At 42.5% G+C, this 26,761-nt stretch carries 40 protein-coding genes and 1 pseudogene; 6 read left to right on the top strand and 35 right to left on the bottom strand.

Annotated features, from left to right (window positions below; all coding sequences use genetic code 11):
* The first annotated feature begins 16 nt into the window (after window positions 1-16).
* Window positions 17-145, top strand: coding sequence for a hypothetical protein (locus AF333_RS36700; RefSeq protein WP_268753606.1), 129 nt, complete (start codon window positions 17-19; stop codon window positions 143-145).
* Window positions 146-365: 220 nt separating this feature from the next.
* On the opposite strand, the pseudogene AF333_RS06955 reads toward AF333_RS36700, so the two are convergent.
* A pseudogene (locus AF333_RS06955) lies at window positions 366-659 on the bottom strand (sigma-70 family RNA polymerase sigma factor); the annotation flags it as partial.
* 206 nt (window positions 660-865) lie between these two features.
* Here AF333_RS06955 and AF333_RS06950 point away from each other — a divergent pair.
* Entirely contained in the window at window positions 866-1,744 is an 879-nt protein-coding gene (locus AF333_RS06950) for a hypothetical protein (RefSeq protein ID WP_043068843.1), read from the top strand.
* Window positions 1,745-1,802: 58 nt separating this feature from the next.
* Here AF333_RS06950 and AF333_RS33515 read toward each other — a convergent pair whose 3' ends face one another.
* Window positions 1,803-1,976, bottom strand: a complete 174-nt coding sequence (locus AF333_RS33515; protein WP_158502540.1) for a hypothetical protein — start codon at window positions 1,974-1,976, stop codon at window positions 1,803-1,805.
* A 334-nt stretch (window positions 1,977-2,310) separates the two neighbouring features.
* Here AF333_RS33515 and AF333_RS06945 point away from each other — a divergent pair, with 334 nt between their 5' ends.
* Window positions 2,311-2,556 carry an AbrB/MazE/SpoVT family DNA-binding domain-containing protein gene (locus AF333_RS06945; RefSeq protein ID WP_302847952.1) on the top strand — a complete coding sequence of 82 codons (246 nt, stop codon included), beginning with the start codon at window positions 2,311-2,313 and terminating at the stop codon, window positions 2,554-2,556.
* A gap of 243 nt (window positions 2,557-2,799) precedes the next feature.
* Here AF333_RS06945 and AF333_RS06940 read toward each other — a convergent pair whose 3' ends face one another.
* Window positions 2,800-3,225, bottom strand: a complete 426-nt coding sequence (locus AF333_RS06940; RefSeq protein WP_043068841.1) for a hypothetical protein — start codon at window positions 3,223-3,225, stop codon at window positions 2,800-2,802.
* 560 nt (window positions 3,226-3,785) lie between these two features.
* On the opposite strand from AF333_RS06940, the gene AF333_RS06935 reads away from it, so the two are divergent.
* Window positions 3,786-4,283, top strand: coding sequence for a pre-peptidase C-terminal domain-containing protein (locus tag AF333_RS06935; RefSeq protein ID WP_043068840.1), 498 nt, complete (start codon window positions 3,786-3,788; stop codon window positions 4,281-4,283).
* A 70-nt stretch (window positions 4,284-4,353) separates the two neighbouring features.
* Here AF333_RS06935 and AF333_RS06930 read toward each other — a convergent pair whose 3' ends face one another.
* The 14 genes from AF333_RS06930 to AF333_RS06875 form a co-directional block, all read right to left on the bottom strand.
* Window positions 4,354-5,274 carry a glycoside hydrolase family 25 protein gene (locus AF333_RS06930; protein WP_052812401.1) on the bottom strand — a complete coding sequence of 307 codons (921 nt, stop codon included), beginning with the start codon at window positions 5,272-5,274 and terminating at the stop codon, window positions 4,354-4,356.
* Window positions 5,275-5,277: 3 nt separating this feature from the next.
* Window positions 5,278-5,763, bottom strand: a complete 486-nt coding sequence (locus AF333_RS06925; RefSeq protein ID WP_043069002.1) for a phage holin family protein — start codon at window positions 5,761-5,763, stop codon at window positions 5,278-5,280.
* Between the two features lie 638 nt (window positions 5,764-6,401).
* The gene (locus tag AF333_RS34115) at window positions 6,402-6,548 is read right to left on the bottom strand and encodes a hypothetical protein (RefSeq protein WP_162839141.1); all 147 of its coding nucleotides are present in this window, start codon (window positions 6,546-6,548) and stop codon (window positions 6,402-6,404) included.
* Window positions 6,549-6,603: 55 nt separating this feature from the next.
* Window positions 6,604-6,720: a CD1375 family protein gene (locus tag AF333_RS36695; RefSeq protein WP_254786521.1), complete on the bottom strand. Its 117-nt coding sequence runs from the start codon at window positions 6,718-6,720 to the stop codon at window positions 6,604-6,606.
* Window position 6,721: 1 nt separating this feature from the next.
* Window positions 6,722-6,928 (bottom strand): hypothetical protein, encoded by a 207-nt coding sequence (locus AF333_RS06920; RefSeq protein WP_043068839.1) that lies wholly within the window; start codon window positions 6,926-6,928, stop codon window positions 6,722-6,724.
* Window positions 6,928-9,162 (bottom strand): S26 family signal peptidase, encoded by a 2,235-nt coding sequence (locus AF333_RS06915; RefSeq protein WP_053432670.1) that lies wholly within the window; start codon window positions 9,160-9,162, stop codon window positions 6,928-6,930. Before AF333_RS06915 ends, AF333_RS06920 begins: the two co-directional genes overlap by 1 nt.
* Window positions 9,137-9,703: a hypothetical protein gene (locus tag AF333_RS06910; protein WP_043068837.1), complete on the bottom strand. Its 567-nt coding sequence runs from the start codon at window positions 9,701-9,703 to the stop codon at window positions 9,137-9,139. Before AF333_RS06910 ends, AF333_RS06915 begins: the two co-directional genes overlap by 26 nt.
* Entirely contained in the window at window positions 9,704-10,012 is a 309-nt protein-coding gene (locus tag AF333_RS06905; protein WP_043068836.1) for a hypothetical protein, read from the bottom strand.
* 3 nt (window positions 10,013-10,015) lie between these two features.
* Window positions 10,016-10,672: a putative phage tail protein gene (locus tag AF333_RS06900; RefSeq protein ID WP_052812399.1), complete on the bottom strand. Its 657-nt coding sequence runs from the start codon at window positions 10,670-10,672 to the stop codon at window positions 10,016-10,018.
* A complete protein-coding gene (locus tag AF333_RS06895) occupies window positions 10,665-11,792 on the bottom strand; it encodes a baseplate J/gp47 family protein (protein ID WP_043068835.1) in 1,128 nt (375 codons plus the stop codon). The genes AF333_RS06900 and AF333_RS06895 overlap by 8 nt, the downstream gene beginning before the upstream one ends.
* Window positions 11,789-12,235 (bottom strand): DUF2634 domain-containing protein, encoded by a 447-nt coding sequence (locus AF333_RS06890; RefSeq protein WP_052812398.1) that lies wholly within the window; start codon window positions 12,233-12,235, stop codon window positions 11,789-11,791. The genes AF333_RS06895 and AF333_RS06890 overlap by 4 nt, the downstream gene beginning before the upstream one ends.
* A 49-nt stretch (window positions 12,236-12,284) precedes the next feature.
* Entirely contained in the window at window positions 12,285-12,716 is a 432-nt protein-coding gene (locus tag AF333_RS06885) for a hypothetical protein (protein ID WP_043068834.1), read from the bottom strand.
* Window positions 12,717-12,731: 15 nt separating this feature from the next.
* Complete coding sequence (locus tag AF333_RS34810; protein WP_043068833.1) at window positions 12,732-14,024, bottom strand: XkdQ/YqbQ family protein; 1,293 nt, start codon at window positions 14,022-14,024, stop codon at window positions 12,732-12,734.
* Window positions 14,021-14,716 (bottom strand): hypothetical protein, encoded by a 696-nt coding sequence (locus AF333_RS06875; RefSeq protein WP_043068832.1) that lies wholly within the window; start codon window positions 14,714-14,716, stop codon window positions 14,021-14,023. The genes AF333_RS34810 and AF333_RS06875 overlap by 4 nt, the downstream gene beginning before the upstream one ends.
* Window positions 14,717-14,841: 125 nt before the next feature.
* Here AF333_RS06875 and AF333_RS06870 point away from each other — a divergent pair, with 125 nt between their 5' ends.
* On the top strand, window positions 14,842-15,171 hold the full coding sequence (locus tag AF333_RS06870) for a tetratricopeptide repeat protein (RefSeq protein ID WP_043068831.1): 330 nt from the start codon (window positions 14,842-14,844) through the stop codon (window positions 15,169-15,171).
* 80 nt (window positions 15,172-15,251) lie between these two features.
* On the opposite strand, the gene AF333_RS06865 is transcribed toward AF333_RS06870, so the two are convergent.
* Window positions 15,252-18,158: a phage tail tape measure protein gene (locus tag AF333_RS06865; RefSeq protein ID WP_043068830.1), complete on the bottom strand. Its 2,907-nt coding sequence runs from the start codon at window positions 18,156-18,158 to the stop codon at window positions 15,252-15,254.
* A gap of 65 nt (window positions 18,159-18,223) precedes the next feature.
* Complete coding sequence (locus AF333_RS06860; protein WP_043068829.1) at window positions 18,224-18,508, bottom strand: heavy metal-binding domain-containing protein; 285 nt, start codon at window positions 18,506-18,508, stop codon at window positions 18,224-18,226.
* A 185-nt stretch (window positions 18,509-18,693) separates the two neighbouring features.
* Here AF333_RS06860 and AF333_RS37365 point away from each other — a divergent pair, with 185 nt between their 5' ends.
* The gene (locus AF333_RS37365; protein WP_326942978.1) at window positions 18,694-18,804 is read left to right on the top strand and encodes a putative holin-like toxin; all 111 of its coding nucleotides are present in this window, start codon (window positions 18,694-18,696) and stop codon (window positions 18,802-18,804) included.
* A 177-nt stretch (window positions 18,805-18,981) separates the two neighbouring features.
* Here the strand turns inward: AF333_RS37365 and AF333_RS36690 are convergent, their stop codons facing one another.
* From AF333_RS36690 to AF333_RS06785, 16 genes are all read right to left on the bottom strand, one after another.
* A complete protein-coding gene (locus AF333_RS36690) occupies window positions 18,982-19,104 on the bottom strand; it encodes a hypothetical protein (RefSeq protein WP_255322295.1) in 123 nt (40 codons plus the stop codon).
* A 35-nt stretch (window positions 19,105-19,139) separates the two neighbouring features.
* Window positions 19,140-19,562, bottom strand: coding sequence for a phage tail assembly chaperone (locus AF333_RS06855; protein WP_043068828.1), 423 nt, complete (start codon window positions 19,560-19,562; stop codon window positions 19,140-19,142).
* Window positions 19,563-19,610: 48 nt separating this feature from the next.
* Window positions 19,611-20,048, bottom strand: coding sequence for a phage tail tube protein (locus AF333_RS06850; RefSeq protein WP_043068827.1), 438 nt, complete (start codon window positions 20,046-20,048; stop codon window positions 19,611-19,613).
* A gap of 13 nt (window positions 20,049-20,061) precedes the next feature.
* Window positions 20,062-21,453, bottom strand: a complete 1,392-nt coding sequence (locus AF333_RS06845; RefSeq protein WP_043068826.1) for a phage tail sheath N-terminal beta-sandwich domain-containing protein — start codon at window positions 21,451-21,453, stop codon at window positions 20,062-20,064.
* Between the two features lies 1 nt (window position 21,454).
* Window positions 21,455-21,679, bottom strand: coding sequence for a hypothetical protein (locus AF333_RS06840; RefSeq protein WP_043068825.1), 225 nt, complete (start codon window positions 21,677-21,679; stop codon window positions 21,455-21,457).
* Complete coding sequence (locus AF333_RS06835; RefSeq protein ID WP_043068824.1) at window positions 21,658-22,164, bottom strand: hypothetical protein; 507 nt, start codon at window positions 22,162-22,164, stop codon at window positions 21,658-21,660. The genes AF333_RS06840 and AF333_RS06835 overlap by 22 nt, the downstream gene beginning before the upstream one ends.
* Window positions 22,145-22,588 carry an HK97 gp10 family phage protein gene (locus tag AF333_RS06830; RefSeq protein WP_043068823.1) on the bottom strand — a complete coding sequence of 148 codons (444 nt, stop codon included), beginning with the start codon at window positions 22,586-22,588 and terminating at the stop codon, window positions 22,145-22,147. The genes AF333_RS06835 and AF333_RS06830 overlap by 20 nt, the downstream gene beginning before the upstream one ends.
* A gap of 59 nt (window positions 22,589-22,647) precedes the next feature.
* The gene (locus AF333_RS06825) at window positions 22,648-22,968 is read right to left on the bottom strand and encodes a hypothetical protein (protein WP_043068822.1); all 321 of its coding nucleotides are present in this window, start codon (window positions 22,966-22,968) and stop codon (window positions 22,648-22,650) included.
* A 68-nt stretch (window positions 22,969-23,036) separates the two neighbouring features.
* Complete coding sequence (locus tag AF333_RS06820) at window positions 23,037-23,417, bottom strand: hypothetical protein (RefSeq protein WP_043068821.1); 381 nt, start codon at window positions 23,415-23,417, stop codon at window positions 23,037-23,039.
* Entirely contained in the window at window positions 23,414-23,749 is a 336-nt protein-coding gene (locus AF333_RS06815) for a hypothetical protein (protein ID WP_139189231.1), read from the bottom strand. Before AF333_RS06815 ends, AF333_RS06820 begins: the two co-directional genes overlap by 4 nt.
* On the bottom strand, window positions 23,703-23,900 hold the full coding sequence (locus AF333_RS06810; RefSeq protein WP_043068819.1) for a DUF7210 family protein: 198 nt from the start codon (window positions 23,898-23,900) through the stop codon (window positions 23,703-23,705). Before AF333_RS06810 ends, AF333_RS06815 begins: the two co-directional genes overlap by 47 nt.
* 10 nt (window positions 23,901-23,910) lie before the next feature.
* Entirely contained in the window at window positions 23,911-24,918 is a 1,008-nt protein-coding gene (locus AF333_RS06805) for a major capsid protein (RefSeq protein ID WP_043068818.1), read from the bottom strand.
* Window positions 24,919-24,932: 14 nt separating this feature from the next.
* On the bottom strand, window positions 24,933-25,265 hold the full coding sequence (locus tag AF333_RS06800; protein ID WP_043068817.1) for a hypothetical protein: 333 nt from the start codon (window positions 25,263-25,265) through the stop codon (window positions 24,933-24,935).
* 3 nt (window positions 25,266-25,268) lie between these two features.
* Window positions 25,269-25,982: a phage scaffolding protein gene (locus AF333_RS06795; RefSeq protein ID WP_043068816.1), complete on the bottom strand. Its 714-nt coding sequence runs from the start codon at window positions 25,980-25,982 to the stop codon at window positions 25,269-25,271.
* Window positions 25,983-26,042: 60 nt separating this feature from the next.
* Window positions 26,043-26,432: an ARID/BRIGHT DNA-binding domain-containing protein gene (locus AF333_RS06790; protein ID WP_139189229.1), complete on the bottom strand. Its 390-nt coding sequence runs from the start codon at window positions 26,430-26,432 to the stop codon at window positions 26,043-26,045.
* On the bottom strand, window positions 26,425-26,739 hold the full coding sequence (locus tag AF333_RS06785; protein WP_043068814.1) for a hypothetical protein: 315 nt from the start codon (window positions 26,737-26,739) through the stop codon (window positions 26,425-26,427). The genes AF333_RS06790 and AF333_RS06785 overlap by 8 nt, the downstream gene beginning before the upstream one ends.
* Between the last annotated feature and the right edge of the window lie 22 nt (window positions 26,740-26,761).

The following is a 26,761-nucleotide window of genomic DNA, read 5'->3' as shown; positions in this document are numbered from 1 at the left end:
ACCGACACCAATGCAAGTGATACATCGACAAACTCTTGTGGTGAGAGATAAGAAGGAGGGGCGGTGGGCGGGGGCGGTCGGAAAAAGACACATTTACCTTTCTTCTACTGGAGCGCAGGGCGCATCCAACCTCTTCTTTTTCTGAATCGCCTCCTTCCAACCACGCTACCCTGTCACAATATCAAGTGTAATATATATTTCATCACACCTGTTGATATTTCATAATAATACTTTATTTGCGATTCGTATTTTACCAAAAGAAAAAGCACTCTCATCCAAGAGTGCTTCAGTGCATGAAGAACCAGGTCATAAAAAAATTTCAATTTCAATTTAGAGATTGAAATTTTTCTATCGGAGTACTTCATCTAGTTTTTTATCGCATTTTCATTTTTTCGATAAAATTCATGAAATAGCTTCAACAAGGCCCGCTTTTCAATACGCGATACATAAGAACGGGAGATGCCAAGCTCGCGCGCAATCTCGCGCTGTGTACGCTCTTCTTCGTTATCGAGTCCGAAGCGGCCAACGATGACCTCCTTTTCTCGTTCGTCAAGGATATGGATGTGTTTATAAATTTTGTTTTTCTCGATTTTGAGTTGAACCTTGTCTTCTACTTCATTGGCTTCCGTACCTAGAATATCAATAAGGCTGATTTCATTCAACCAAACAGGATGTACGTGTTGACCTACTCTTTCCTATATTATAAACAAAAACCCGGCATAATCGCCGGGTCTTTTTCAACTCACTCGCTTTTCATTTACTGGTCTCATGACTTTTAAGTAAATTTGTTTTTCATCTGAAAATTTTACTTATTTCCCTACTACTATAAAAAATAGCCGTATAATAGCAAAAAGGAGGATAAAATATGACTGATACAGCAAAAATTATCCCTATTATTCTTGCACCTTTAATAACGGCCTTTTTAGGTTACTTATTCCTTCAACGAAGTAAAAGGTTTGATAAATTGCTGATAGATGTAAATATCAGCATGGAAAAGGTCTGCTCCCCAATGTTCCATGAGTTAAAAGAGATTCATCATGAAAATAATATTGAAGAACAAGAAAAACTATTAGATAAATTCTTTGAAAAATATACTTCTTACGATACTACGATATATAAAATCGGAGATAAGGCCATATTAGATTGGTTTTATAAATTAGAATATTATTACATAAAATTCAAAAAAAATCGAAGTGAAGAAAATCTGAAAAATTTTTGGCTTAAATTAGACTATTTTTACATAATGATCGAAGCTGAATACTGGGATAACTTCTCTATTATTTATAGTAATTACAAATGGTTAAAAAGTAACATAAAATTTAATCCTATCATTAGAATAGTAAATGATATTTTTAGATTGTTTTACGAAATAACTCAGTTTTTGGTTATATTATTAATTTTGGTTTTCGTATATGCTATTTATGATAATTTAACCGGGATAAACTATCTCCCAAAAGATTCTATACTCCTTACTTTATTATTACTTTTACTATCTATTATGCTTTTTGGAATTGCGATTCTACTCAATGCCCATCAGCTAGGACTACTAAAGCAAGAAAAAGGAATTCTAAGAAGAATGGGAGAAAGATATTTCCCTCGGTTAATTAATCATTGGGATAGAGTCTTTGACAAATTAATTGTAGATCCAATTGATAATAACCCTAAGAAAATAAAAGTTCCAAAGCTTTATCTTGTTCTTCCAAAAGAGGAAAAGAGTGAAGAAGAAAAGAAAACTCCAGAATAAATTTTGGTATTAATGTAAAATGCCCCGCCATCCATACAGATAGCGGGGCTTGATCGTCTTATTCCTTCCTTGTTTTTCCGGTATACCCAGACACTACACCAACACCGATAACGGTATAACTAATAAGGTCTAGTCCCAAATCCCATAGACCTTGAGGAACAACAATCCCTCTTGCGTTTAAAAACTGATACAACAATCCTCCAAAGCCAGCCCACAGGAACGGGTCTTTCAATCGTTCTTTCCTCCCTCTTCCCAACCGTTAAAGTAACTTGTCTATTTTCTTGGCACCAGTCCAGGTTATAGCCAAGTACTTCTGTAAGCTACATCGATTGAGAAAACTCTACACTAACAAACTTTTGTCATGTTCTTACTTCTTTCCTGATGGCTCTATGAAACTACGTAAACATGCCCGCCGCTTTCCCGGTTGATAGAATATGGCTCTATCAATCTATCAATGTTGCCCCATATGTTTCCTGGTAGACGTAAATAATTTAATCATTGAATCAGAAAAAGTATCTATTTATAATTTTACAATACAGGAAAAATGATACAGGACAGGAGGGGATATCATGCATGAAATGGGAATTGTTCGCAAAATTGATAATCTAGGTAGAATCGTATTCCCAATTGAGGTAAGAAATAAACTAGGAATACAAATTGGAGATAGTCTAGAAATTTTTGTAGATGGCGAAAAAATTGTTTTTAAAAGGTATGCACCGGGATGTTTGTTCTGTGACTCTATCTCGGAAATTGTCCAATATAAAGGGAAGAAAATTTGTGCTTCTTGTTTGGAAGAGCTGAGACATACTTGAAACACTTATGGCTAAGGCTACGAGTGTTTTTGATTAAATCATAAAAGCCCCGCCATCTATATGGACAACGGAGTTTATTCTTTCTCCGTTTTCCCGGTAATAATAGGGGGAAATACGTATAATAAAACCCTGCTTGAAAAAGGCATGTAGATTTAAAATAAAGTTGCACTGTCTATAAAAAGCTACAAAAAGACCCAGCTCCTGTACAATGGAGCTGGGTCTTTATTCATTTTACTAGATTTATTACTTCAATTCTACTTGGAACCTAAATACCTGAGTTTTATCACCCCAAACTTCTTTCGTTTTAAAATTCGTTTGACCTTGGGCAATTAATGTACCTTTACTATCATACGCACCAACCCAGCCTCTGTATTCATGGTAGGGCTTTAAGAGAGGGAAGTTGTATGATCGGTCAGTAGTATAAGGTTGGTCAAGTGTTATCTTTTTGTTATCAGTTATATCAAATAAACCAACTTGATATTTAGTCGCATCAGTGTATCTGTTCCATTGTAACCCATAAATAATTTCTTGCTGGGAAGCTGTTTCATAAGAAGAAGATGAAATATTATTATCGACTATTTGTGCTGGAACCATCTCTGATGCTGAAGCCATTTGAGAAGACAAGGCAAGGACAGATACAGTAGCCAAACCAATTAGTTTCTTTTTCATAAATAGCATCTCCTAGCATAAGTTTTTTTGGATTTATTTTACATTCATAGGTTAACATAGGGATTTTATTTTTGAAAGATATAATTGGTAAATTATCACTTCTTTTTTCGACAAGAGGTTGATTGTTTTATTCTTTTTCAGTTTTCATGGTAATGATAGTAGGAAACGCCATTATAAATTGATACTAATGTTCGTTATGGGGTTAAAGTATGGGGTTAGACTGTGGGGTTAGACTGTGGGGTTAACCCTATACTAAACATCACAGTTTAACCCCATGGTTTTTATGTAAATATCTGTTGAAAACATTGGGTTTATAACGTGTGAATCATTGTGATAAAAATCAAAAGGTATAGACTGAGTAATTTCATACTCGAAAAATTTAAAAAGTGGTCTAAAAAGCGGATGCCTCAATGTGTAATAAACCTCTTCTAAGCATGTAAAAGTCTATTAATCTTCTTTTAATTACTATAAAGTAAATATTTTTTATTTATTACATTATTTACTATAATTCTTTAATATGGTATATTCGCTTAGTATCCAATTAATAGGAGGTTATACATATGAAGAAATTAGCTACAGGTTTACTAAGTCTATCTTTAACGTTAGGTCTTACAACTGCTGTATTTGCTGATTCTACACCTCAAGAAGATACTCAAGTTCAAGTAACATCTGAGCAAGAAAACGTAATATCACCAATGGCAGTCTATTATGATCAAGAACCAAATCACTCTATCTACACAGCTAGTCCGTTCGGGGTTCCAGGCTCTGTAAGTGGTAAGACAAATTATACAGATGATAAGGAAGACTTCTATAAAATTACACCTAGCCAATCTGGAACACTTATAGTTCGTCTATCTCCTATAGATAAAGACACCGACTTTGGAATTAACCTATATAATTCTTATGGAAATAAGCTTAAAAATATAGATGATGGAAATGAAGGTGCAGAGGAAGTTGTACTGTATGATGTTCAGGCGGGACAAACGTATTATGTAGAAGTACGTCACTTATTTAACTATGGTGGCGGAAGATATTTATTAACTTCCTCCTTGAACTAAAAGTAGATTAATAATTTGAAATACAAACCAATAATGCCCCGCTATCCATACAGGCAGCGGGGCACTGTTATTATCTCTTTCCCTTTGTAAAAATAACTTCCCTTGTTGCTTGCTTCCACTCTAAGATATAGCCAAGAACTTCCGCGATTTCCCTTGATTGAGCATAGCCTGTCTCACCGATCACAATAGTCGTTTTTAATGTCCCTTTGCCCAGTGTAGCCTTTCCGTTGCAGAATCCTACTGCTACCCCTGCTGCGTTCCCCATGGCCCGTACAGGCAAGTAGGAGAGGTTGTTACGAATGATACCAGGTGCATCCAACTTTGCACCATTCACGACGATTCGGCAGGTTGGTTCTTTGCTCTCCGTTACTGTTCCAACTGCCGTAGGTGGCTTGGAAACATTTTTCCCGGCGATGAGCGTTGCATAATCGACATACGACCAGTTCATGTCCACATTCCCGCTAATTCCGCTTACTCTTCCTGTCTCTGTATATTGCCAAACCCCTGCGTCTCTGCCTAGGAATGAATTATAACGGGCAATCCATAGCGCGTAGGGCTTTAACCGTTTCTCATCTAATTGTGTTTCAAAAAAGTGCTTTCCAGCATAAATCATCGCAAAGTATCCGGCTTTTTCAATCGCATCCAGAAATGCGATTGCGGCATCCGTCAAAAAAGCTTTGCTTGCTTTTTTCTTATTCTCTTCCAGATCAAGTACAAGCGGATAAGTCAGCTTAACATCGGAAACGGTATGTAAGAAATGTTGTGCTTCTGCCTTTGCTTCTGCGACACTCCCGAATTTCGCATAGTGATAGGCCCCTACATGAATCCCAACGGCACTTGCTCGTGTAGCATTTGTTTTAAATGTTTTATCTACATAACTTGTGCCTTCACTTGCTTTTAAGAAAACGAATTTCACGCCATCTGCGGCAACTTTCTTCCAATCAATAACTCCGTTCCAATGTGATACGTCAATTCCTTTAATTTTTGTCATGATTTACGCTCCTTTATCTTCATCATTTAGCATGTCCGTTTTTCGTTTAATGCGTTCCCTAGCTCTAGCCACTTTGTGATCGAGTTCATCCGATACCCGAACCATTGCCCACTCAGGTACCCATTTGCCCCATCCTGCACGAATGACATTGGCCGTCATGCTTTTCCAAATGTGTGAAGCAAACGCGATAGTTAAAAAGCCAAAGGCGATATCAGGCATACTAAGAATGACGTCAACAAGGTGTCCTATAGCGGGCATAAGAAGTAGAAAAGCGGTTCGAAATGCCCCGTTAATACCGTATTCACTAGCATAAGAGCCATCGATTTTTGCAGCGCGATACCCGGCAATCCAATCCATCCCAATTAAACCAAGATAAAACACCATGATTACCAAGCGAATTGGTCCCTCACCATATAAGAAGTGAAAGACCGGAATAAAAGCGCCTCCCCCCATGCCGAACAACGGGAAGGCGATTGAGTTATTTCTCATATGCACTTGTCCTTTCTCTCTACTAGAAAAATAAAAGGAGCCGCTTTACGACTCCAAAGAAAAAGCCCTTAGGATTTCTCCTAAGGACCATCGTTGATGGCTATCTGGTAGCTGTTACGATATTAGATTCTCCTTCATATTCCCCACCAGTAATAACAAGCTTAAATTGATACGTCTGTCCACTTGTTAATTTTCCAATACGTATCATATTTCTAGGAACACCATTATAGGTAAATTCCCAAATCTTGAAAATTTCTGGAGCTTGCCATGTCGCTCCTCCATCTATAGATAATTGAGGTTTTACCTCTGTAGCTCCCTCGGGTATCGTGAAGGAGAAATCTATAGCATTACCGTACTCCGGACTACCAAAAAAACTGTCTTGAGCAAAATCATTGATTTTCTTTGTGCTATTCCCGACTTATACCCATCTCTATATTGTGGGTTTTCGTTCGAGCCTACACCGTGCGGGCCACTTTCACGGCACACGGCGTTCCATCAACGAGAAGAAAATTTTTTGTTTCTTTTTACAACGGGCACCCTTAATGTACTGTATTCTACTCTCAAGAGATATACCTACTTTGAGGTATTTTGAGAGCTGGTTTCCCAAAATAAAAACGCCTCTCTTTATTGAGAAGCGCTTACGCGGTTTCTGTAGCCAGATCACCGCAACCTAATAGTTCTAATTGACGTTTGACTTCTGACTTCAATGTAGCCGGTACGTCAGCGTAACTGATTTCCCCATCGATAATGAACGTCACATAAATCACTGCAATACGTGGAAACATTTTATCACCCCCTTTCAAAAGAAAAAGAGCGACCGATAAGAAGAGGCGAGCGAGTTTATCCCTCATCTTCCTTCAGTAGCTCCTTTACTTTGTCTTGAATACTTGCCGGAACATCAGTGATTTGAATATCACCGTCTTTTATGGCATTGACATAGACTTTTGCAACTGACACCTCATTGTCCTCCCTTTTGCATCGCGTCAAGCGCTTCATACAGCTCCATAATGGCAAAGCTGTTATCCTTATTGCGTTGTTTTTCTTTGGCTAACTCTTTTTCTAGAAACGCAATCTTTTCCTCTGGTGACATTCCTTCTTTTGGGAACACCGGTTCAAACTCACCCAGAGAGCCATCTTCATTACGTGGTCGGATTTTTAATGTCATTAGTTAATCACCCCTGCAATTTTTGTAATGGCAGCTGACGAATTTAAGGCATCAGTGCGCGTCTCTGTCAATTTGATTGTTACGTTTTGCCCGGCTGTTTCTACACTGCCTATGAACTGGTCCTCGTCGAGGGCGTGCGACAATTCCGCTGACGTCTTCTCCATCGGAACAAAGAATTCTGGCTGTCCAGTTGCAACAATCGATAAGTCGCCTTTGACCTGCAAGTCCCCTTTCTTTCGCTGAATCCATGCAACCAAACCTTTCATTTCTCCTTTGGGTGGTAGAATCATATACCGGGACTGTGAAACCTTTACTGGTACTATCCGGGGCGTTTGGTCAATCGCCATTCGTTTTACAGTTACACCACCCTTATTATCGATCGCTTTTAGTTCAATGATGTTTTCTCCGTCTCGCAAATCACCTGCCGAAATAGAAAAAGACCATGTTTCCCCTTGCATAGCGATAGGTTGAAATGGTCCTTGATTCAGCTTGTATTCCATTGTTACAGTGTCGCCTTCGTCTGGATCATTTACTGTCCCACTAATAGTCACCGTATCGGTCGGAACCATGCTGGTTAGCGGTTCTAACGGGTTGATCCTGATAAGCGGGTTTCGGTTAGGTACCACCATAAATTGACGTGTAATGTGGGCTGATTCTGCGCCGCTGTCGTCCTTGGCATACACCGTGAAACTATGGACCACATCTTTGTTCAGCTCTGGTGTAATTGGGTTGCCTGCCGCATCGTACAATCGACCATTCTTAAATGTGACGGTGTAACTGATCGGTTGTGGGTTGCCGGTTGATGTGGTAACCAGGATGTTCTTTTCTGCCTCTTCATCAAACTTCAACTTCACGATAAGCGCATTCCCTACATTCACATCATTCGCGCTGCCAGAGATGATAAGAGAATCCCCTTCATATAGCGTTTGATTGTTAGCGGTCGATACTTCTACAGTTGGCGCGCTGTTTACTTTGAAATTAACTGTTTTTGTACTGACATTGCCCGCTCGATCGCGCGCCGTAACGACGAGCGTGTAGTTGCCACCAATCGTAATTGGTGTGCCGGATGTATATGCATTGTTATTTAGTGTAGCTGTGCAGCTCTGCAGCCCTGCACCGCCCGCATCAGTCGCAGAGAATACAGGTGTGGCTGTTGTATACGTCTGGCCCTCAGAAACACCTGATATAGCAATAGACGGTTTTGTCTTATCAATCGTAATTAAGCCCGTGTAGTTTACTGTAGCAGTACCACCTCGACCATCATTTGCGGTAATAATGATGTTTGAGTACTGTCCCTGCGCTAAGTCTATTACCGGCCAAGAGAGCGACCAACCACCTGTACCTGTTACAGTCGTTTGTTTGGTGACACCACTGATGGTTGCACTGATAGTAACTGTGTCTCCGTCTGAATCAATGACATTCCCAGATAACACACAATTACCTTGTGATAAGGTCATATTATTAGTAGTTGAAAGAGAGATCGTTGGAAATTGGTTTTTCTTCTCACTATAAATATAATATAAGTTGTCTGCATCAGGTACAACCCAGTTTGCATTTCCAGGTATGCGACCTGATCCTTGGACACGGTTTATAGTTCCATTTGACATACTATACACGTAATAATCAAAGCTGTCATAAACGTTGTCAGGTGACGCCCAATTTGCATCTGCGGGAATATCTAAAGCATTAGGTGTACCACTAACATTTCCGTTTGGCATACCATAAATATAATATAAGTTGTCTGCATCGGGTACAACCCAATTTGCATCTTCGGGAATCTGCTCTGCTCCTTTAACCCATTGTCTTCTTCCATCTCGCATCCCATATACGTAATAATTGCCATCAGTGCTTTCGGGTGATGCCCAATTTGCATCTGCAGGAATATTATAAGCACTACGTGTACCACTAATGGCCTCCACCTTCACTAAATGGAGACAATTAACTTGTACCCCTCTTTCTTCCAGTTCCTCTTTTGTCCGAACCTCTGCCTGTCCAAGAATACGTACATCAACAACAAAAAAGTCGGTAGATATCTCCCGATTATCCCCCAGCAGCCTATCTCCGACTAAGCGTTTAATGATAAGGCTTCCTTCATGTTCAGCAACAACGATATCGCCATCATGGTAGCCTTCCATCACTTCAACAATCTGCCCATCCCACAACGTCGGCTCCATCGAACGCCCGGACACTTCGAGCAACGTACCTGTTTTATACTTCTCGGAAAGACAAATCATACGTCTTGAACACCCCCGGTTTCATCGTTTTGGTCGCTGGATCAGGCTTGGAAGGGCTACGAGAAATGATAGCTCCTTTTTTGTAGTTGTTCTGCAGGTGATTCAGAGTAAGTTTATTTCCTTCAACAGCCTGTATGACGACTTCTTCCCAACCCTCATCATCATATATAGTGACTTCCTCTCCGCTAGTAAAAGAATCGTCTATCATAAAGACAGAAAGAGTAATTGGTTCTGAGCTTGCGTTGACAGGAACAGGAAGCATAGCCTCTGCTGTCTCCCTTCGCATCAGGTGTGGTTCTACACCGTCCATCGTCTCAAAAAACGTCCCTTTTCCCCCTGTAACCCGACCGTCGATTTCCATATAGACTTTCATACGGGCCATTTCTAACTCCATTAATTCTAGTTTCTCATGAGCTGAAAGAATCCCATCCTCTACATGGTCAAGGTTTACCTGATTTAATGGCGTTCCCCGTTCAATGATGTCTCCTGTGATAGGGTCTTTAATCGTATCTTTAAAGCGAATGGGTATATATCCGGCCATCTATTTCACCTCCAGTTTAATCTCGAGTTCAAAGCAAATCACAAAGCCATCGGTACCCTTTTGTACATTGTGAGGCTTGATGGCTAATTGGTTTCCAGCATGGTCCAACAATACGGCATTTGTGATATGTCCAGTGTCGTTTTGAATGTAAATATACTTTCGAATCTTATAACCATCTACCAAGGTACGATAAATCGGAAATTCTTTTTGCTCCCCATTGATGGTGACCAGTGATTTTGCGACAGCGGCATCTGCGGCATCGCGAATAATGTCTAAGTATCTCGGTTGTATAACCGTTCCTTCAGCCAAGATTTACGCCTCCTCTCCTGTATAGGCTTCTCCACAACGTCGATATGGAACAGCAAAGCCATAAGCATCTCCCAAGACGTTTACGCCAGCCCATGCAAGTTGTCCATCTAGAACACCTTCGGTAATGGTTTCACCGCAGCGTCGGTAGGTTACGTCAAAGTTTCGTGCATCCCCGCCAACGATAATAGATTCAGCTCTATAAATACCTGTAAGAATAAACTCTAAATGTGCAGGTTTAGCTTTTTCAACGGCCTTAATAATTTCAGGCATCCATTGCAATTCATCAACAGGAACAAACGCTTCAAATGCATACTCATCAGGAATACGATAAACTTTTGCGCTTTTTGACGGAACAAAGGAGTTGACGATTTCTTCAATCCGCTTCGGGTTACTTTTTGATTTAGAAATCACTTTTGCTTCTAACCTAGCCCGTCGCAACTCATATGAATCGCCAGGTGCATGTTGTACACCGAATTCCTTTTCCCACCGTTCCAGCCCCCAAGTTGCGGTTACAATGAGGAGCTGCGCGAAGATATCGTCCCTTTCCTGTTCATCGTAGTCAAATTCTTTCATTGCCGCACGAATGATTTCTTCAGTGATTTGGCTGCTTTGATAATAACGAGGGAGAGAATAGAAAGCCCTGTCGACTCGCTCACTCATAGAAGGTCACCGTCCCAAGTACTGCGACTTTCCCGCCTTCGATTTCAACAGAGCTGGCATCTCCATTTATGACAAGCTCAAGGTAGTCTTTTACACCGTCCATTCCCCAAATAAGTGAGCCCACTTTAGCGGCACTTACATAGTACGGCTGTGCTCTACGGTTCCAATTCGCTCGTGCTTCTTTCGTCAAGAATTCAGATAGCTTATTTGATAGCTCGGTTGTAATAGATTCGATACTTCTTGTCCCAGAAAGAATCAGTTTAGCTGATATATTTAAGTCCGTTTTTTCTGCTGGAACAACGGTAACGGTGGCTCCGATTGGTGCCTGATCTTCTCCTTCTGCCGGAACGGAAGCGAGATAATCCTGTACTCTTTGAACGATATCTGAACTGGCTGGCTTCCCATCCGTATCAATCAGAATGACCTTTACGGTACCTCGACCGTCCCATAACGGAATCACCTGCACGCCACCTACGCCACCGCCTGGAACTTCGAGCGACCATTTAACATAATGATCAATGTTCCCGCTCGATGCATCACTTCGCGCCCAAGTATGATAGCGTTCGCGAAAACTTTCATCTTCTTCTTCATCGATGCCACCTGTGAAAGCCTCCAAATTTTCAACATCCGCAATCCCAGGAATCGGTTCAGAAATAGCGATAGTGCCAGCTGGGATGTTTCCAACCTGACCACCAAGCATAGCTTCGACTTCTACTATCACGGTGCCACTTTCCCCGATAACGGCATCTTCTAACTGTTCAAATTCAACCAATCCGCTTTGCTCGTCTGGTATGATACTCATATACAAAGTACCTGCAGAAAGCGGCGTTTTTGGAATACCGATGACTCGAACCGGCCCTTTAGCCGGCTTTGCCTCTCCACGCTTTAGGGGGCTACGTGACTCAATCACACGGTCAAGGTCTTCGCCGGTTGCTGTATCAGCAAAATGCATTTCCATAAGCTCCAAGTTCTCTTCTCTGGAACGGATACGTTCATTTGCGATAGTAGCAAGGAGATCACAGATAAAGCCGCCCTCGCGTTTATCTCGATAATCCGGAATATCATCAAGCATTCGCTGTAAGATATCCTCCATCTCTTCTCCGAACCAAGGGGGATTCATTTGACCATCCTCCTTACTGGAAACGTACCGAATATGGTTTCTACCTCATAGATGGCCACATATCCATCTGATGTCCTTTGAAGGTCGATCTCCCCGACTTCGACAATCCGATCGTCATAAATTAAGCAATCCCGAATGGCCTCTTTAATCCGGATTTGCCGCACATCTTCAGGAGCAGGGTCCACAAGCGCATCAAATTCATCCGTTCCGTAATCTTCGGAATAAATCTCATAGGCACAGCGTGCAGTATAGTGTGCTTTATTGATGATTGTCTGCATGCCTCTCAGTCCGTCATCCTCCACTATCCTGCCGTTTCGGTCTGTCACAAACTCCCCTTTTTCAAAATCAAATAAGGGAGTCAGGTACCCTGTTGGATTTTCCGGCTCTTCCATTGATGTTTGTTGTGCGGCTTGTTCAAGGTCGATTTCTGGAAGCAATCCCATGTCCTCACCTTCTCTCTATCAAAATAAAAACCGCCTCTAACAGAAGCGGTTACGGATATACACATGTCACAACCCAGAGTGGTTCAGGAAAACGATTTGGTATCATAACTACCGTCTTACCGTCCTCGACAGGTGGCATTTTCACATCTTTCTGCTCGATAACCGCCCCATTCGCATCAACTGTAAAGGTCTGCCCAGAAGCGCTGTAGACCGCCGTAAATGCGCCGTCATTGAGTGGAAGAAGCACATACGGAGCTTCGGTGACAGTAGCGCCTAAAACAGGCCATGCAAGCATCTGCTCGCCTGCTTTGTAGACAGTTGCGTCTGGCGTGATAAAGAAATCCAGCGTCAACGCCTGTTCACTCCCAGAAAGCTGAATCGTTACCTTTGGTTTGTCGGTGATAACAGTAGCGATTTTCACGCCGTGTTTCGCCTGTGGAGGTTTAAACTTTTGAGCAAATCGTTCCGCTGTATCTTTCATCCCTTTTCCTCCTAATCAGTCCCAATCGACATGGACATGATCGTAATGCCCTTTGACTTGCCAGAGCACCTTACGGAATAGCCCACTGCTTCGCGCCCAAGCAGCGAACTGGTTCATCTTCGCTTTTGGTCCTGCTACATCGTAGGCTTGTCCTTTCAGGTGGTAGCTTGTTTTCGAGCCGCCTACTTGTTCGTTTTTCTTGGCACTACGGCGAGAAGAGGTAATGGTTAAACCAAGTTCTTTCGCTTTCTTCTTAGCCTCTCTAGCGGCCTTCGAGTTGTAGCCTTTTCCTGTGTTCGTTTGTTTCCCTTTACTTGTGCTCTTGCTGCTGCTTTTCTTCTCTTCTGGCGGCTCGTACTCAATCACTGGTAAGTCATCGGTATACGTAAGCTCCCCAGATAATCGAACATAGGTAAGATGGATTTCATAGGATACCTTTTTAAAGTAGTAGCCATTGGCCGCAATCGTTACAGTCGGATCGGAAACATAAATATAATCGCCAGACCAAAAGCGTTGTTCCTGTAGTCCATGAACATGGCTAATACTCATGGTCTTGGTTACCTTGTTTGTCTCTGCTAGTTTCTTTTTGGCATAGGCCAATGCTTCCGCTTTCGTCTTGGCGTCGAATTCCTCTAGCGTAGTCATCATCCCGTATTTCTTTTGGCTGCCTTTATCTTCAGCAATAACAGATATTTTCTTCTCTCGATTTACAATGCGAATACGGTTATACATTTCTTCGATGGACTCGCCATACTCTGAGGATTCAAGACCGGAACCGAGAATAATCACTTTCTGCGGTGGTACCTTCTCAAACACCTGCAGGCCGTTATCAAATCGCACCCAGTATTTCTTTCCGTTCCGTTTCTTTGCTTCAAAAAGAACCGTTAAGATAATTTCATACAAATTCTTGTTCCCTTGAAAGTACAGAGTAGGAAAGACAATCGGGATATTCACGATCGTTCCTTTCTTTACGCCATACGTGTTACATAGATAGTTGATCACCTGAGTAGGCGTTTTTTTAAGGAACGAGAAATCATCTGTATCCTTCAAGAAATATTTAATCGGATCGTATGCTCGAATGGTCTTTTTCGAATCGCTCGTATTCTTCCATTCAAATACAAAGCCCAAGAACCATAACTTTTGATTAATCTTCAGCACCACAACATTCCCATTATCGACTTTCAGGTTAGCTACTCGCACTAAGGTAATATCAACAGATACAGGACCCGTCGTTATATCGTCTTCCAAGGTGATAGGTGGAACAATCGCATCAGTAACGTCTTGGCCGTTAACGGTAAGTTCAATCAATCTTCACGCGACCTCCCTCCTGGAATGTACTTAGGGAGATTCGGCGGTGGTGGTGGAGCAGGTCGTTTGGGTGTATAGGGCTTATTTGCCTTCGTTGTTTTCTTGTACGGCGTCTTCTTGGGTGTTTTCTTTGATGGTGGTGGCGATGACTTCTTTGCTGGTTTCTTCGCTGGCGATCGCCCCTGATTACTTTTTGCTGCCTTTGCTGCTTTTGCTACTTTCTTCACTGCCTGTCCGGTTTTATTCGTCCCTGCCTGTTGTTTTGGCTTTATGGCCAGTTTAACCTCTCGATACTCCACCATCGTAATGGAATAATCAATATCTCCTGGTTTCACCTGCCGCGGCGTAAAGGAACGAATTTGCACCTTTTGTTCAATGTTCAGCTCGGTAATGTAGAGCGTAATGACTTCTGCAGTATCCCGCAGTGTTGCCAGTAGTTGAGCAATTTCTTTCGGCGGGTTTAGCGTCCCAGTCAGAACGTTAATCGCAGTTGGTTCCGTATACGACGTTGGTTTCAATGGAAAATGAGAAGACCAGCTATACGTTTTTAAGCTGGTCCCTTTAAAGAATGGTATGGTTCCCTGTTTTAATACCTCTACATCGTCATATAGCGCATCCCCGCCCTCCGGTCCGATGACTTCAGGAGTGACCGGGAATGTTAATTTTCCTTTTTTACAGATGATATAAATCATATGGTGTCCCTCCTCAAAATCTTTTTACAGGATTTTACTTTCACCTGTAGAATTATGGTAAATGGAAGAGCCAGGGTTATAAAACAGCGACTTCTTCCAAGGTTAATCAGAAAGGAGGAGAAGATATGAGCAATGTATTTGATGCTGAATTAACAACGTATGGCTATCAAAAAGATAATGAAGCTATTTCCCTTGAAAGGGTTGGTGATATGCAAAAGGCTATTGAAATTTATGAACATCTCATCGAAGTTGGATATGATGGGCCTCATCCATACCAAAGATTAGCTATTATCTATCGTAAACAAAAACAATTTAAAGACGAAATACGGGTCTTGGAGAGGGCTGTCTTTGTTTACGAGAATATTGTCTGTCACAAAAGAGTGGATCGCATTCCGAAACTTAATAAGTTCAAAGAACGCTTGGTAAAGGTTCGTGCCTTAGCTAATAAAAATTAAAAATTTAAGGATGTTGACTCAATGTCACTGTATTGCAATTTACCTCGCTTTTGGCAACATCGAGTCAACATCTAACGTATTTACTCCATCATCGTCCCAAGGTTATCGATTGTGTAATTGTCAGCGGCCTCCATAAGTTCCTCCAGTAATTCCTCTGCTATTTCCCTAGCAACTTTTCGCATATATCCCTTATCTTCACCCATAGCGGAAACTTGATCGCCGGTAATAGAAATATGAAATATATTCTGTATCGGACCAGCACCGCGGCCGCCATTTCCTTTTCCTCCCGCACCTCTCATTCCTGATGGTGGTTTAGAAGGTTTTTGACGTTCGGGAACATTGCGCGCCCCAACAAGGCCACCATTCGCATACGGAATAGCCCCCAGCATTTTCCCGGCCTGCTGCCATAACTCAAGCCCACGGCCACGCCGTGAAGCTGAGAGCGGTACAATCATCTCTGGTCCTGCTTCACCTACTAAACCCAGGTGTGGGCGGTCAATTAATCCCCCGCTCGCATACGCGCGGTATCCTGGTGGAATTGGCGGTCCAGCCGGTTGATTATATTGGACATTAGGAGAAACATTGATTTGTTCACCAGTAAAGACACTTTTTATTCTTTCCCATACACTTTTAGCTGCTTCTAGCACGGTTGACATGTTGTCTAAGAAGCCCTGTGCTATATTCTGTAGAAACGTTTTTCCGATATTGATAGCCCCTGTTATAAAGTCAGCAATTGTCTTTTTTACTTGTTCGAACACAGAAACTGACATTTGCTTAATCGTTTCCCAAGCGCCACTAAAGTCTCCAGTAAGAACCTGAAGACCGGCTTTTACAATGCCGCCTATCACAGTGAAAACAATATTGATTATGTTCCAGATGTATTGCATTACTGTTTTCACTATTTCCCACACTGTGAAAAATGCGGTCTTAATCACGCTCCATATAGCCGTAGCAGCTACAATTACTACATTTTTTATAATCTCCCATTGAATTGAGATGTAACCAGCAATAGCAGGCCAAATAAAGGCGACGAATGCTCGGATATCATTGAAAAGTTTTTTAATTAACGGCCATATACTTTGGAAGTACCCGGCGATTCGATTGAATACCTGGACAAAGAATGTAACTACACTTTGAAATACAGATTTGATTTTCGCTACTACGGAAGTGATTTTGCCAATCATTTCCGTGCCTACTCCAGCTCCAATCAGTTTAGTTATTCCTCCGCTGTCTCCTTTGAACAAATCAAAAATACCAGAGATAATCGTTTTTCCTCTGTTGACCGTATTCATAATGGAATGAAACACAGAGACAAATGTATCTTTGATCTTGTTTACACCATTACGAAACGTTTCTGATTTTTTGTAGAGTATAACGAATGCAATTCCGACTGCTGTAATTGCCCCGATAACCAGGAGAAAAGGAGCGATTGTGCCTAGAAGAGCTGCCCCAGTCATTCCGAAAAGACTAGCAATTTGACCAAAACCAGTTACGATACTAGGTATCAACGCCAATAAAATCATCAATGGTCCTGCAAGTAATAAAAATGCAGATACTATTGCAGTAACAAAAGCAATAATCTTTTTCGTTGTCGGATCTAGAGAGTTGAACTTACCAATTAAAGCAGTTAGAAACTCAGCAACTTTCCGCACAGGTTCTTTCAATTGATCGCCTATTGAAATAACTGCACCTTCGACCGCTGAATTGAGTTCACGGAATGCACCGCCGATATTATCATTCATAATACGAGCCATTTCAGCGGATGCCCCACCACTATTCATCAACTGTTCATTATATTGCTTTAGATTATTGGTTCCTGATGTTAAAATGGATAGCCACCCACTCATTGCTTCTTGACCAAACAGATCCTTCGCAGCATCTATCCGTTCTGCTTGAGACATTGTTTTGAATTTAGCCTCAATATCAGTCAATATGTCAAATATGGGTCGCATCTTCCCTTTGATATTCGTTTGAATACCTAGATGATCTAGCATATCTGCGGCTGGTTTTGGCGGCGCAGCAAGGCGTGTAAGACCAGCCCGCATGGCGGTACCAGCCATTTCACTTTTGATACCGGCATCGGCCATCTTAGCACCAATCGCTGTTGTTTCTTCAAGCGACATACCAAATGTTTGAGCGATAGGAGCTGTATATTTCATCGTATATCCAAGCTGTTCAACACTTGTGTTCGCAGAAGTGGCGGCCTTCGCTAATACATCCCCTACTCTTCCGGCTTCACCTGCCCCAATCTGAAAGGCTGTCATGATATCGGATGCGATATCCGCTGTTGTAGCTAAATCCATCGCCCCGGCAGATGCTAAGTTAAGCATATGTCCCGTTCCAGCCAGAATTTTATCTGTTGACCATCCAGCCATGGCGAGCTTGTCCATTGCATCAGCCGACTGCGAACTTGTAAAAACTGTGGTTCGTCCTAGTTCAAGTGCTTTATTTCGCAGAGATTCAAACGCTTCACCTGTTGCCCCAGTCTTCGCTCTTACGGATGACATAGAATCATCAAACTGAGAAACCGTTTTGACCGCATTGGTCATTCCGTATGCGATTCCTCCGCCCATTGCCAGTCCTACAGCTCCGGTATTTTGGAGCGCACCCGATGCATGGTCAAGGTTACTCATCATCATTGTGGCTTTTTTGCTTGTAGTACCGTATTGTTCGCCAAGCTTCTTCCACTTTTGAGCTGCTTTTTCTGCGGCACTTCCAGAACGTTCTGCGGCGTCAGCTGCTTTTCTTGCTGCACTCCCGACTTTTGTAGCGCTATTGGCCGTGGTATTTGCCGCAGTGCTCATACGAGACATTCCACTTGCCGCCTGATTCGCGGCAGAACTCATGGTTTGTCCCATTCTCTGCGTGCTTTGATTTAACTTTTGGGCAACGCTTTGTGTTCTTGTTATGATTCCAACAATTTTCATCATGGGAGAGGTCATGCGATCTGCAAGACTGATCCTTGCGCCTAATCGTTTCTCGGACATTTGCCCACCTCTTTTTTAAGACAAAATAAAAAGCCACTCAATTTGAGTGACTTTGTTAATGCTAACTATTTGAATTTGACTGCTGTTCCGTAAGCTATTATGTCAGTTATACTGCCTGTATTTGATATTTCATATTTAAAACCTACTATGGCATCTGCCTCGATTCGCATTGCTCTTTGTACCAATTCGTTTGTTGTAGTCTCATAATCAAAATCGATTGTTTTTCGCGTTTTCGCAGTAACAAGTCCGAGTACTTCATATGGCCTTCCGATGTTCTCCGTAGTTGTAACCAACATATCAAGCTCTTGTTGTACTTCCTCTTGCTTCTCTTTCTTACCAAAAAGAGCCATCCAATCTCCCCCTTTTCCTCACATTTTACCTTACTTTTTGGAGGATAAGGAGTGGTTTTTCCAAAATAGAAAGCATTTTCGTCTAAGAGTGCTTTGTGTGTTATAATTTTCCTTGTACATAGACAAGGCTCCGGGGGCGGCTCACTCCTGCACTATCCATCTTCTTGATGGAAGGGGGTGAGAACATGGTGTCATACGATGCAGCAAATCTTGCATTAAACTTCGGCATATACACACTAACATTTGTTGGTGTAATCGTAGCCATTGTGACACTTCTTTTAACAAAAAAGAAATAGACCGCCCCCGACAAGGTCACCGATCTATTTCTTAGACAAAACCTGAGCCGCTCCTCGTGAGAGCGTCTATTGTACAGGACCGTTTGGTGTTGGTAGCACCGAGCGGTCTTTTTTAGTATATTCATTACTTATAGCTTACATTCATTATATCAATAATCACAATGTAGCTGCAAGCTACTATCCATTTGCTTCTTTCTTTCTCTTTTCAGACTCTATCTCCATTGAAGCGATGAGCAGTGCCTTTTTACGCGGTCGCATTTCATTCCAATCGTCCGGGTCAATTCCTTTTTCTTGAAACATAACATGCCACCAGGACGCATCCCCATCGCTTTCAATTAGTTTTTTGCTGCTGCTATCAAGTCCTCCATCTCTTCATCCAGACCGGAAATACGCGTGATTCCTTGAGTTGCTTGTACAATTCCACCCAAACTGAGAACCTTTGGAATGATGAATTCTGGAGCTGGTACCTTGGCCCCTACTTTTTCCGCAAACATCCCCCAATCTACATTGGTTGCTTCTGCGATGAGCAAGGAGCTATACAATGCATCATCGAGAACTGGGGTGCGGGCACTCTTTTTACTTCCCTCATACCTCGTGCAGCGCTTCCTGATTTTCGCTTCTACTTCTTGTGTAATTGATTTGATTTCAAGTTTTAGGTACTTTCCGTTAATAAGTTGAACGGGAACCTCTTCTGTCACAACATTCAAGTCTTCTGAAAGGATTTCCTCTAATGAAATGAATTCAATGTTTTCTGCCATAATATATATTCCTCCTTAGTTTTAGAAAGCTACGAGAAAAGGAGCGGCCTATAGCCACTCCCAGTCGTCAAACGTGAAAGATATGTCGATTTCAATAGTTTCTCCAACCTTGAATTGATGAATAGGTACTTCGTCAAAGTTTACGCCATTGATAACCACTTTATAGTTTGCTGACGCAGTCATCGGATCTGGGTCATCAACATCACCAATGAAGGTATATTCACGGTCTGGGTCCTCTGATAACCGCTTCATGAACTCCGCATTGGTAAGATGAAGTTTTATTTTCCCTTCACCTTTACCACCCATGATGCGATTCCCATCCATAAAGGCATTAGCACGCTCTACTTCTTTCTTCTTAAATTTAATTCGTGCTTCAAACTCTGTAACGTTATCCATAAATTCGCCGTCATCATAAACGTGCCCATACATCCCCCGGGCAACTTCCCGTGGTTTCATGTATGGCAATCCTCTGTCATATGCTCCCACTCATTACACCTCCTTAGGACGCTTTGTTTTGGTTATAGATTTTCTCGGCCGCATCGATTAGCGTGAACGCGGTGATATAGTATTGCTCATCCTTGTGAGTATTTTTCTTTGGTTCTGGCCCATGGTAATCCGGATTCGGATAGCAACTATACGAACCGCCCTCAATGACTTCCTGTGCGGCCAGGGGAGCAAGTAGCTTGTCCTTCATTTCCTGCGCCGTTGCAAGTCGTCTTGCTTCCGTATTCGCCTTACTAATCGGCTTCTGGAATAGCTTGTCTTGTGCTTCAAAGATGTAGTCCGCTGCCTCAATGATTTTAATCTTCTGCAATGTGCGGATAACTGCATCTACATCCGCTTCCGGATCCAACGTAATCACCGAGTCTAGGTTTTTAATTGTCGTCATGGTATTTACCGGTGTGGAGAATTTCACTGTTCGGCCTTCTTGAATAAAGCAAAGGTTCCCTTCCTTGATAGCCTTATTTAATGCCACATTATCAAGCTTCTGTACTTCATCAAACGGTGTGACCTTCTGTGCCAACGATTCATTCAACGGGCAAGATGCAGCTGCTGCGCTTGCATATACCGCAACCTCTTCCGGTTCGTATTTAATCCCGTCTTTCTTGGCCCATTGTTTTATGTTTGTTACGCCGTAATAGTCGATGGTGAGGGCATCCATACCACCTGTATCGAACTTAATGAGCTTCCCTGTTTGTCGCTGTTCCTTTTCGTATTGGATGCACATCTGTTTGATAGCCTCGTCCTTTACACCATCCAGAACAAAGCGGTTTGCGTATTCAGCCGCCAGCGCATTCAGAAACTCAGAGTATTCCGTGGTGGTTACATCTTCACCGGAATGGCCGCCTGTAAGCGCCTGACCACTCGCATCGACTGGCATCTCTTCGCCTGTTTTCTTCACGCGGATATAGGCGCTGTCATTTGCTATCTCTATCAACTCGGAAATGCTACCGAAGATGATGGATTCTAACTGAAGTGCATCTTCTGTCAAAATCAGCTCTTTCTTAGCAGGGTCCGCAAGCGTTGGGCGGATAGTTATTTGAAACTTATTCCCGCGTGTACCCGCATAGAGCGCTTCAATCTCGATTGTATCGAGGGCAAGCTTTGCCTTTGCCAGTTTGCTTGAAGCAATACGATAGGCTTTAACAGCCAGTGGATTGCCCCAGAACGCTACACGGAGCAAGCGAGCTGTCTGTCCTTCCCCAAATATTTCTTTTGCGTCTGAAAAAGCGGTGAGCTCCACAAACTCTTTTACTGGACCCCAATCAGACTTAAACGGCATGGCAATAATACCGCGGGCTCCTTCAGCCACGGCATTTTGCACCACCATATCAAAACGAGAGAAGACGCCTGCTTGTGCTTCATGTCTTCCTTCAACAAATGGTTTCAAACTACTTCACTTCCTTTCCCTTGAATGCCTCAATCGCTTTTTTCGCTGCGGCTACGGTGTACTCGTCTTCTGTCAATACTCCTGCTGCCACATAGCCCGGAACACCTAGCGCTGACTCAGCATGCCTGATAAGTTCCTCGCGCTTGTATGAGGCTGTTACGGCCTGTAGTAAGCTCTCGTTTTGTTCCTGCGTCGTTTCTTCTTTTACTTCCGCTCTCTTTGCCATACGCTCCCACCTCTCTCAATGGCATTGTTGTTATACACCTTACTGGTCAATGTTTGCTCTTCTTGCGGATAGTTAACAAAACGTTCTCCGCGTAACTGAAAAGCAATCACATCCACATCCACTCTCTGATAACTGAGTTGTACCTCTTCCATCCAGGCAGGATAGGCGTTGTAGTTCTCATCTGCACACTGTATCCGGAAGCGGTCAGCTGCAATCCAGTGGTCAAGCGCAGCCATAACGTCCTGCATCTCGTTCTGGTCATTTGCTTCCCCTTCCGGTGGACAAAACAAAACACCGTGTAAAGTAACACGGTGCTGAAAGAAGCCGCTGGCGGCTACTACCTTTCCAGGTCGGGGCGGCTCAAAGTAGAAATAGGGTCGCTTGGCGTTTTGGGCTTGTTGATGGTCAAAGCCGGCAATACCCGTCTTATCTTGAAAATACTTTAAGGCCCCATTCAAGTCGTATTTAGCTAAGGCCTGACTCACTGAATAATTCCTCCAATCGATCGGCTAACCAATCAGCAGCCTCTACCTCAAATTCATCCCAAGCATCATCGAAATAATGATAGCCTTCCCACCACGCCCCATTTCGTAGTTTGTGACCAGTATTCACGTAGTCGGCATATTCTACATTCGATCCAACAAGAACAGTAATGTTTCCACCACGGCCAATTCTCTCGAAATAAGCATCCTCATCTGATTGCCCCATTGAGGCGGTAACATATGAGTTTCGTAGACGTCCGCCTCCCGGATCTTCACGAACTGGAGCTAAGTCTGCAACCCGCTCCATAAGACGCATCGCTAACCCTTCACACCACGCTTCTACCGCTCGTGGGAATTTGTTCTTTGTGAATGCGAGCAGTTGACGGTGAAACTGGTCTAATCCTTCAATGACAAAGCCATCTGACATGTATTCACCCCGTTTCTTGCCATAGAAAAAGGAGACTGTATGTACAGCCTCCCTCCTGTTTAATTTGTTAGAGTGTAGTCAAGTAATTCCCACTGAGTATAGTCCTCAGTATTATAATCCTCATATAGCACTTCCACTTTTTGATTGAGGAAAGATTGATTCAAGGATTTTGTTAATTTCGGATTTTCTTTCTTTGAATCAACAAGCCATAAATCCCAAGTAGATCCATACTTATCTTCTGCCGTTACCATGTAGTAGGCTTTATAGTCTGGATCATAGTACACACTTTGGATCTTTGTTTCTTCTACTGAAAGTTGAGCTGAAGCTACGCCTGGTAGTAACCCGAAAACAAGAATAAGAGCAAACCATACTTTTTTCATACTATTATCTCCCCCTTTTTTGCTATTCTATCAAAAATACGGAGATAATAGAAATTGTTTCCGATAAACTAAGCGTCATTTGTCACTTCCAGTGTAATTTCATAATGATGGACTCCCTTTTCATCCATAACCGGGTAAGGTGGGGCGGCACGGTACTTACCAAATACTACGCCGCCACCGGTTACAGTGATAATATCTCCTGCCTTAATGTCTGGGAAGCGTGTATGCATGAGATAAAGTTGTTGCACTTCAACATTGCCGATTCCATCTCGTATAGCCGTTGCTGTTCCTGTCTTGTTCCCGATGCCGCACGGAACGTCCTCAGCGATTTTTTCAATCTTTGACTTAGGGTTGTACTTGTCGTCCCCTTTTACTCGACGCTCAATTTTAGCCCGTTGGAATAACGTGTAATCATAAGGGTCCATTCCATTGATTAAGCCGTCTATCAATAGAACCTCACCACACTATCCTCCAGATCCCCTGTATCATATCCGTATTTCTTCAGCATCCGCTCAATCATAGGCCATCGCGTGTCCTTTGTATCGAACGTTTGTTTGAAATCGGAGCGTTCCACGCTTTTAACCTGTGTGACCGGCTGCATGACTTGAACAAGTAGACAAACAACCAGCTTTACATCATCAGGTGTAGGTTCAGGAATCGGAAGAGAACAAGACGAAAGGACAAAAATAGACGCCTGTAATAGCGCGGCGCCTAAGTTATCCATTCCAGTGAGATTAGGAAACAGGGTCGTGGCTTCTGTTTCGAGTACGAGGCTTCTCATTGACAGCTTCCACCTCCACTGCTTGTTCTTTCTCAATCAACTCGTTAGCAGTCTGTTCATCTACTTCGAGAATAGAAGAAGGTGCATGATTTTTTCCGTCGTAGCGGATGTTAATTAACGCCTGAATGGTTTTCATATTTTGCTTTGACATAATAGTCCTCCTATACGTCTAGATGGAAAATTGCAGATGGATATTTAAGTGCCGGGAACACCGCTTCGCCTACTTCAATCGTTTCGTTTTCCGTGTCATCATCTGTTCTCGGGTCAATGTATCGTCCAGGCTGAAATTTGTTTTTGGCAGTAGGTCCTTCAACCAATGAGCCGACGGCTGGTGCGTTCTGTACTCCGATAAAAGCAACACGACGAACAGGAAGTAAACGTTCGGTTGTATCCGTTTCTTCAAAGTAAACCGTGTAATCATCCAACGCAAGACTAGGTAGACCGAAGCGATTTAAGAATTGATTTACTTCATCAATGGTTACTGCACCCTGATTGATTCCCTTAATGTTATCAATCGTGTTTTTGCACTTGGTAATATCCCAAAGAACATCCCGAGATACGTGAATGGCGGCTGGCATTAGGCCCCCATTTTTATCTGCGAACATACGAGCGTATTCAATAAGTACTTCGAGTGGTTTCGCATTTGCATGGTCACCAAATAGGTCTGTACCTGTCAAAGCTACTTTATTTGTTGCCGGAATGCCAAAATCAATATCCAGAGGCATATTGTTTTGTTTATATACCAATCTACCAACATAGACAGCTGCAGCACGCATAAATGCTTCCATGCGGTTTGTACCTTGTACAAGGTCATCCACGATGTCGTACACCTTTTTGATTGTTTGGGAACGTTCTGCATCGCTTCGCGGATTCATAAAACGAATTTGGTCACGTTCATCAATACGACGAGCATGTTGAAGTTTTGCTACTTCTTGTACAACTCGTTTGATTTCCCCTCCTTCACGAAGCGGAGCAACTGCACCAAATGGACGAATGGCCGCCGCTGGGTTTTTAGCTGTTCCGATCATGTCATAGGCAAAATCAAGGTCAAATGCCTGCTCATCTTTCGGCATATATGGAATCAACGCATCTATCACAGGATACTGGCGTTCTTGGATATAACCAAGCAACGCCTCACGCTTAAATTCATCAATTGAAAGAATACCCATGTTCAATGTCCTCCTTACATGTAGTCAATGTTTTTAGTTTTTTCTTTGAACGCATCTGTTAGGCCGGTGCATTTCGACTCTCGAACAATGCCAGCGATTAAGCAAGTAGATGAGATATCTTGACCATTTACTCTTTCTGTACGGTCCAGAATAATAGCTCGACCTGTATCGGCATCTTCCCAAGGTTTTGCCTTACCATTTGCTTGAATGGATAGAGCAGTACCCGCTTTAACTTGTCCATTAAACTTGGTTGCATCAAGCGTCACTGCGTCCATAATTGCTCCAGCAGTAGTATATAGGTATTCCTTGCCAGAGCTATAAACTGTTTCTCGTCTGTTCAGATTCATACCTTATTTCCCTCCTTGTTGGTTGCGCTGCTGCGCGATGCTTTTGCCAAGGTCTACTCCTTTTAAAGACCCTGGTGGATTTCCTTGTCCCGGTGGCGGTGGTGGTGTTGGCGGCGTATTTCCGTTATCACCTCCTTCAGTAGAAAATAGGAACGGTTTTTCCTCTTTTACCTTCTGGATTACCTCTGCCATGTTATCGACCGCTCCAGTGTCTGGGTCCGTGGTCAAGTGTAGTTTGATGGCAGCAAAAAGGAGATCGTAGTCATGCGGCTTGTGCTCTGTGGCACTCTTGATAAACGCATTTTCGATCTCCAAATCTTTCACACGGCTATTCAGTTGTTGATTCTCTGTTTTTAATGTGGCATCAGTTTGTGCCTTGCCCTCTGCTGTTTGTAGGAGGTCTTTGATTTCATCAACGGACTTGACGCCAAGCTCTTCAAACAACTTATCCTGAGCGCCTACACGCTCTTGTAGGTCCTTGAATGATGCAACCCCTAATGTTTTATACATGGATACTTTCGCATCTTTTACCGCAGCATTTCGCGCCGCCTCTACTTGTTCAGCGGTGAATGTCTCTGGCGGAGCTGGTGGTTCATTTGGTGGCGGATCTGCAGGTGGATTAGGTGGTGGATCTCCTGCTCCCGGCGGCTCACCGCCAAAATGCTGTAGGTTCATTGGCATGTACAGTCGTTTCTTAGTTTTTTCAAGCTTTTTCATCTTTTCAGTCCTCCTCTTTCTTTGATACAAACTCACCATGTTACTTTTCAACGGAAGTTTTTAACCAATCACTTTAGAAAATAATCCATTGCTCGATAATTTTTCCGGATTAGATACATATGGGTAAAGACTTATTTGAAATTCGGGCAGTTCATCAGATTTCAATACAAACCTAGCGCTTTTGACAGAATAACTAGGTAAGTTAAAGGCTGTCGCCAATTCACACCATAAATCACGAGACTGCTTTTCGTCTAAGCTGATGTTTTTAACTGTATTATCAGTTAAAATGCATTCGATTTTAGTCAAAAACACAGATCGTTGATAATCTAAATTGAAGCTACACTGTATAACATTTTCAAAATCAAGATCGAGGTGGTTCTTGATAACCTCAAAAACATTGTGAGCTAACGGCACTACTCGTGCGTGGATACAGGTTTTCAAATTATTCATCCCCTAATGCATCCAATATTTTATCAAGCATATCCTCGGTTTCGCACGCTGTGTATATAGTTTGATGAATAGTTCCTATAACAGATGTGGCATTTCCGCTATCTCCTCTACCATTAGTTAAATCGCTTGAACCAAAAAGAATATTACCTATTCTCCTCACTTTTGAATTCAAACGCTCTACAATCATTTCCGTTTCCATTGCGGCTTTAATCATTGTCATCGAGCTTGGTTCCCCAACTGGCTCTCCTACTTTATGCGGAGCGCATGCTGAATCACTAACTTTTAATATAGATGCTCTTTCATTCATCATAATTACCCCCTTATATATT

Source organism: Aneurinibacillus migulanus (assembly GCF_001274715.1).
Lineage (GTDB): Bacteria > Bacillota > Bacilli > Aneurinibacillales > Aneurinibacillaceae > Aneurinibacillus > Aneurinibacillus migulanus.
Note: the sequence above shows the minus strand (reverse complement) of the source record. Positions and strands in the feature narration are given on the sequence as shown.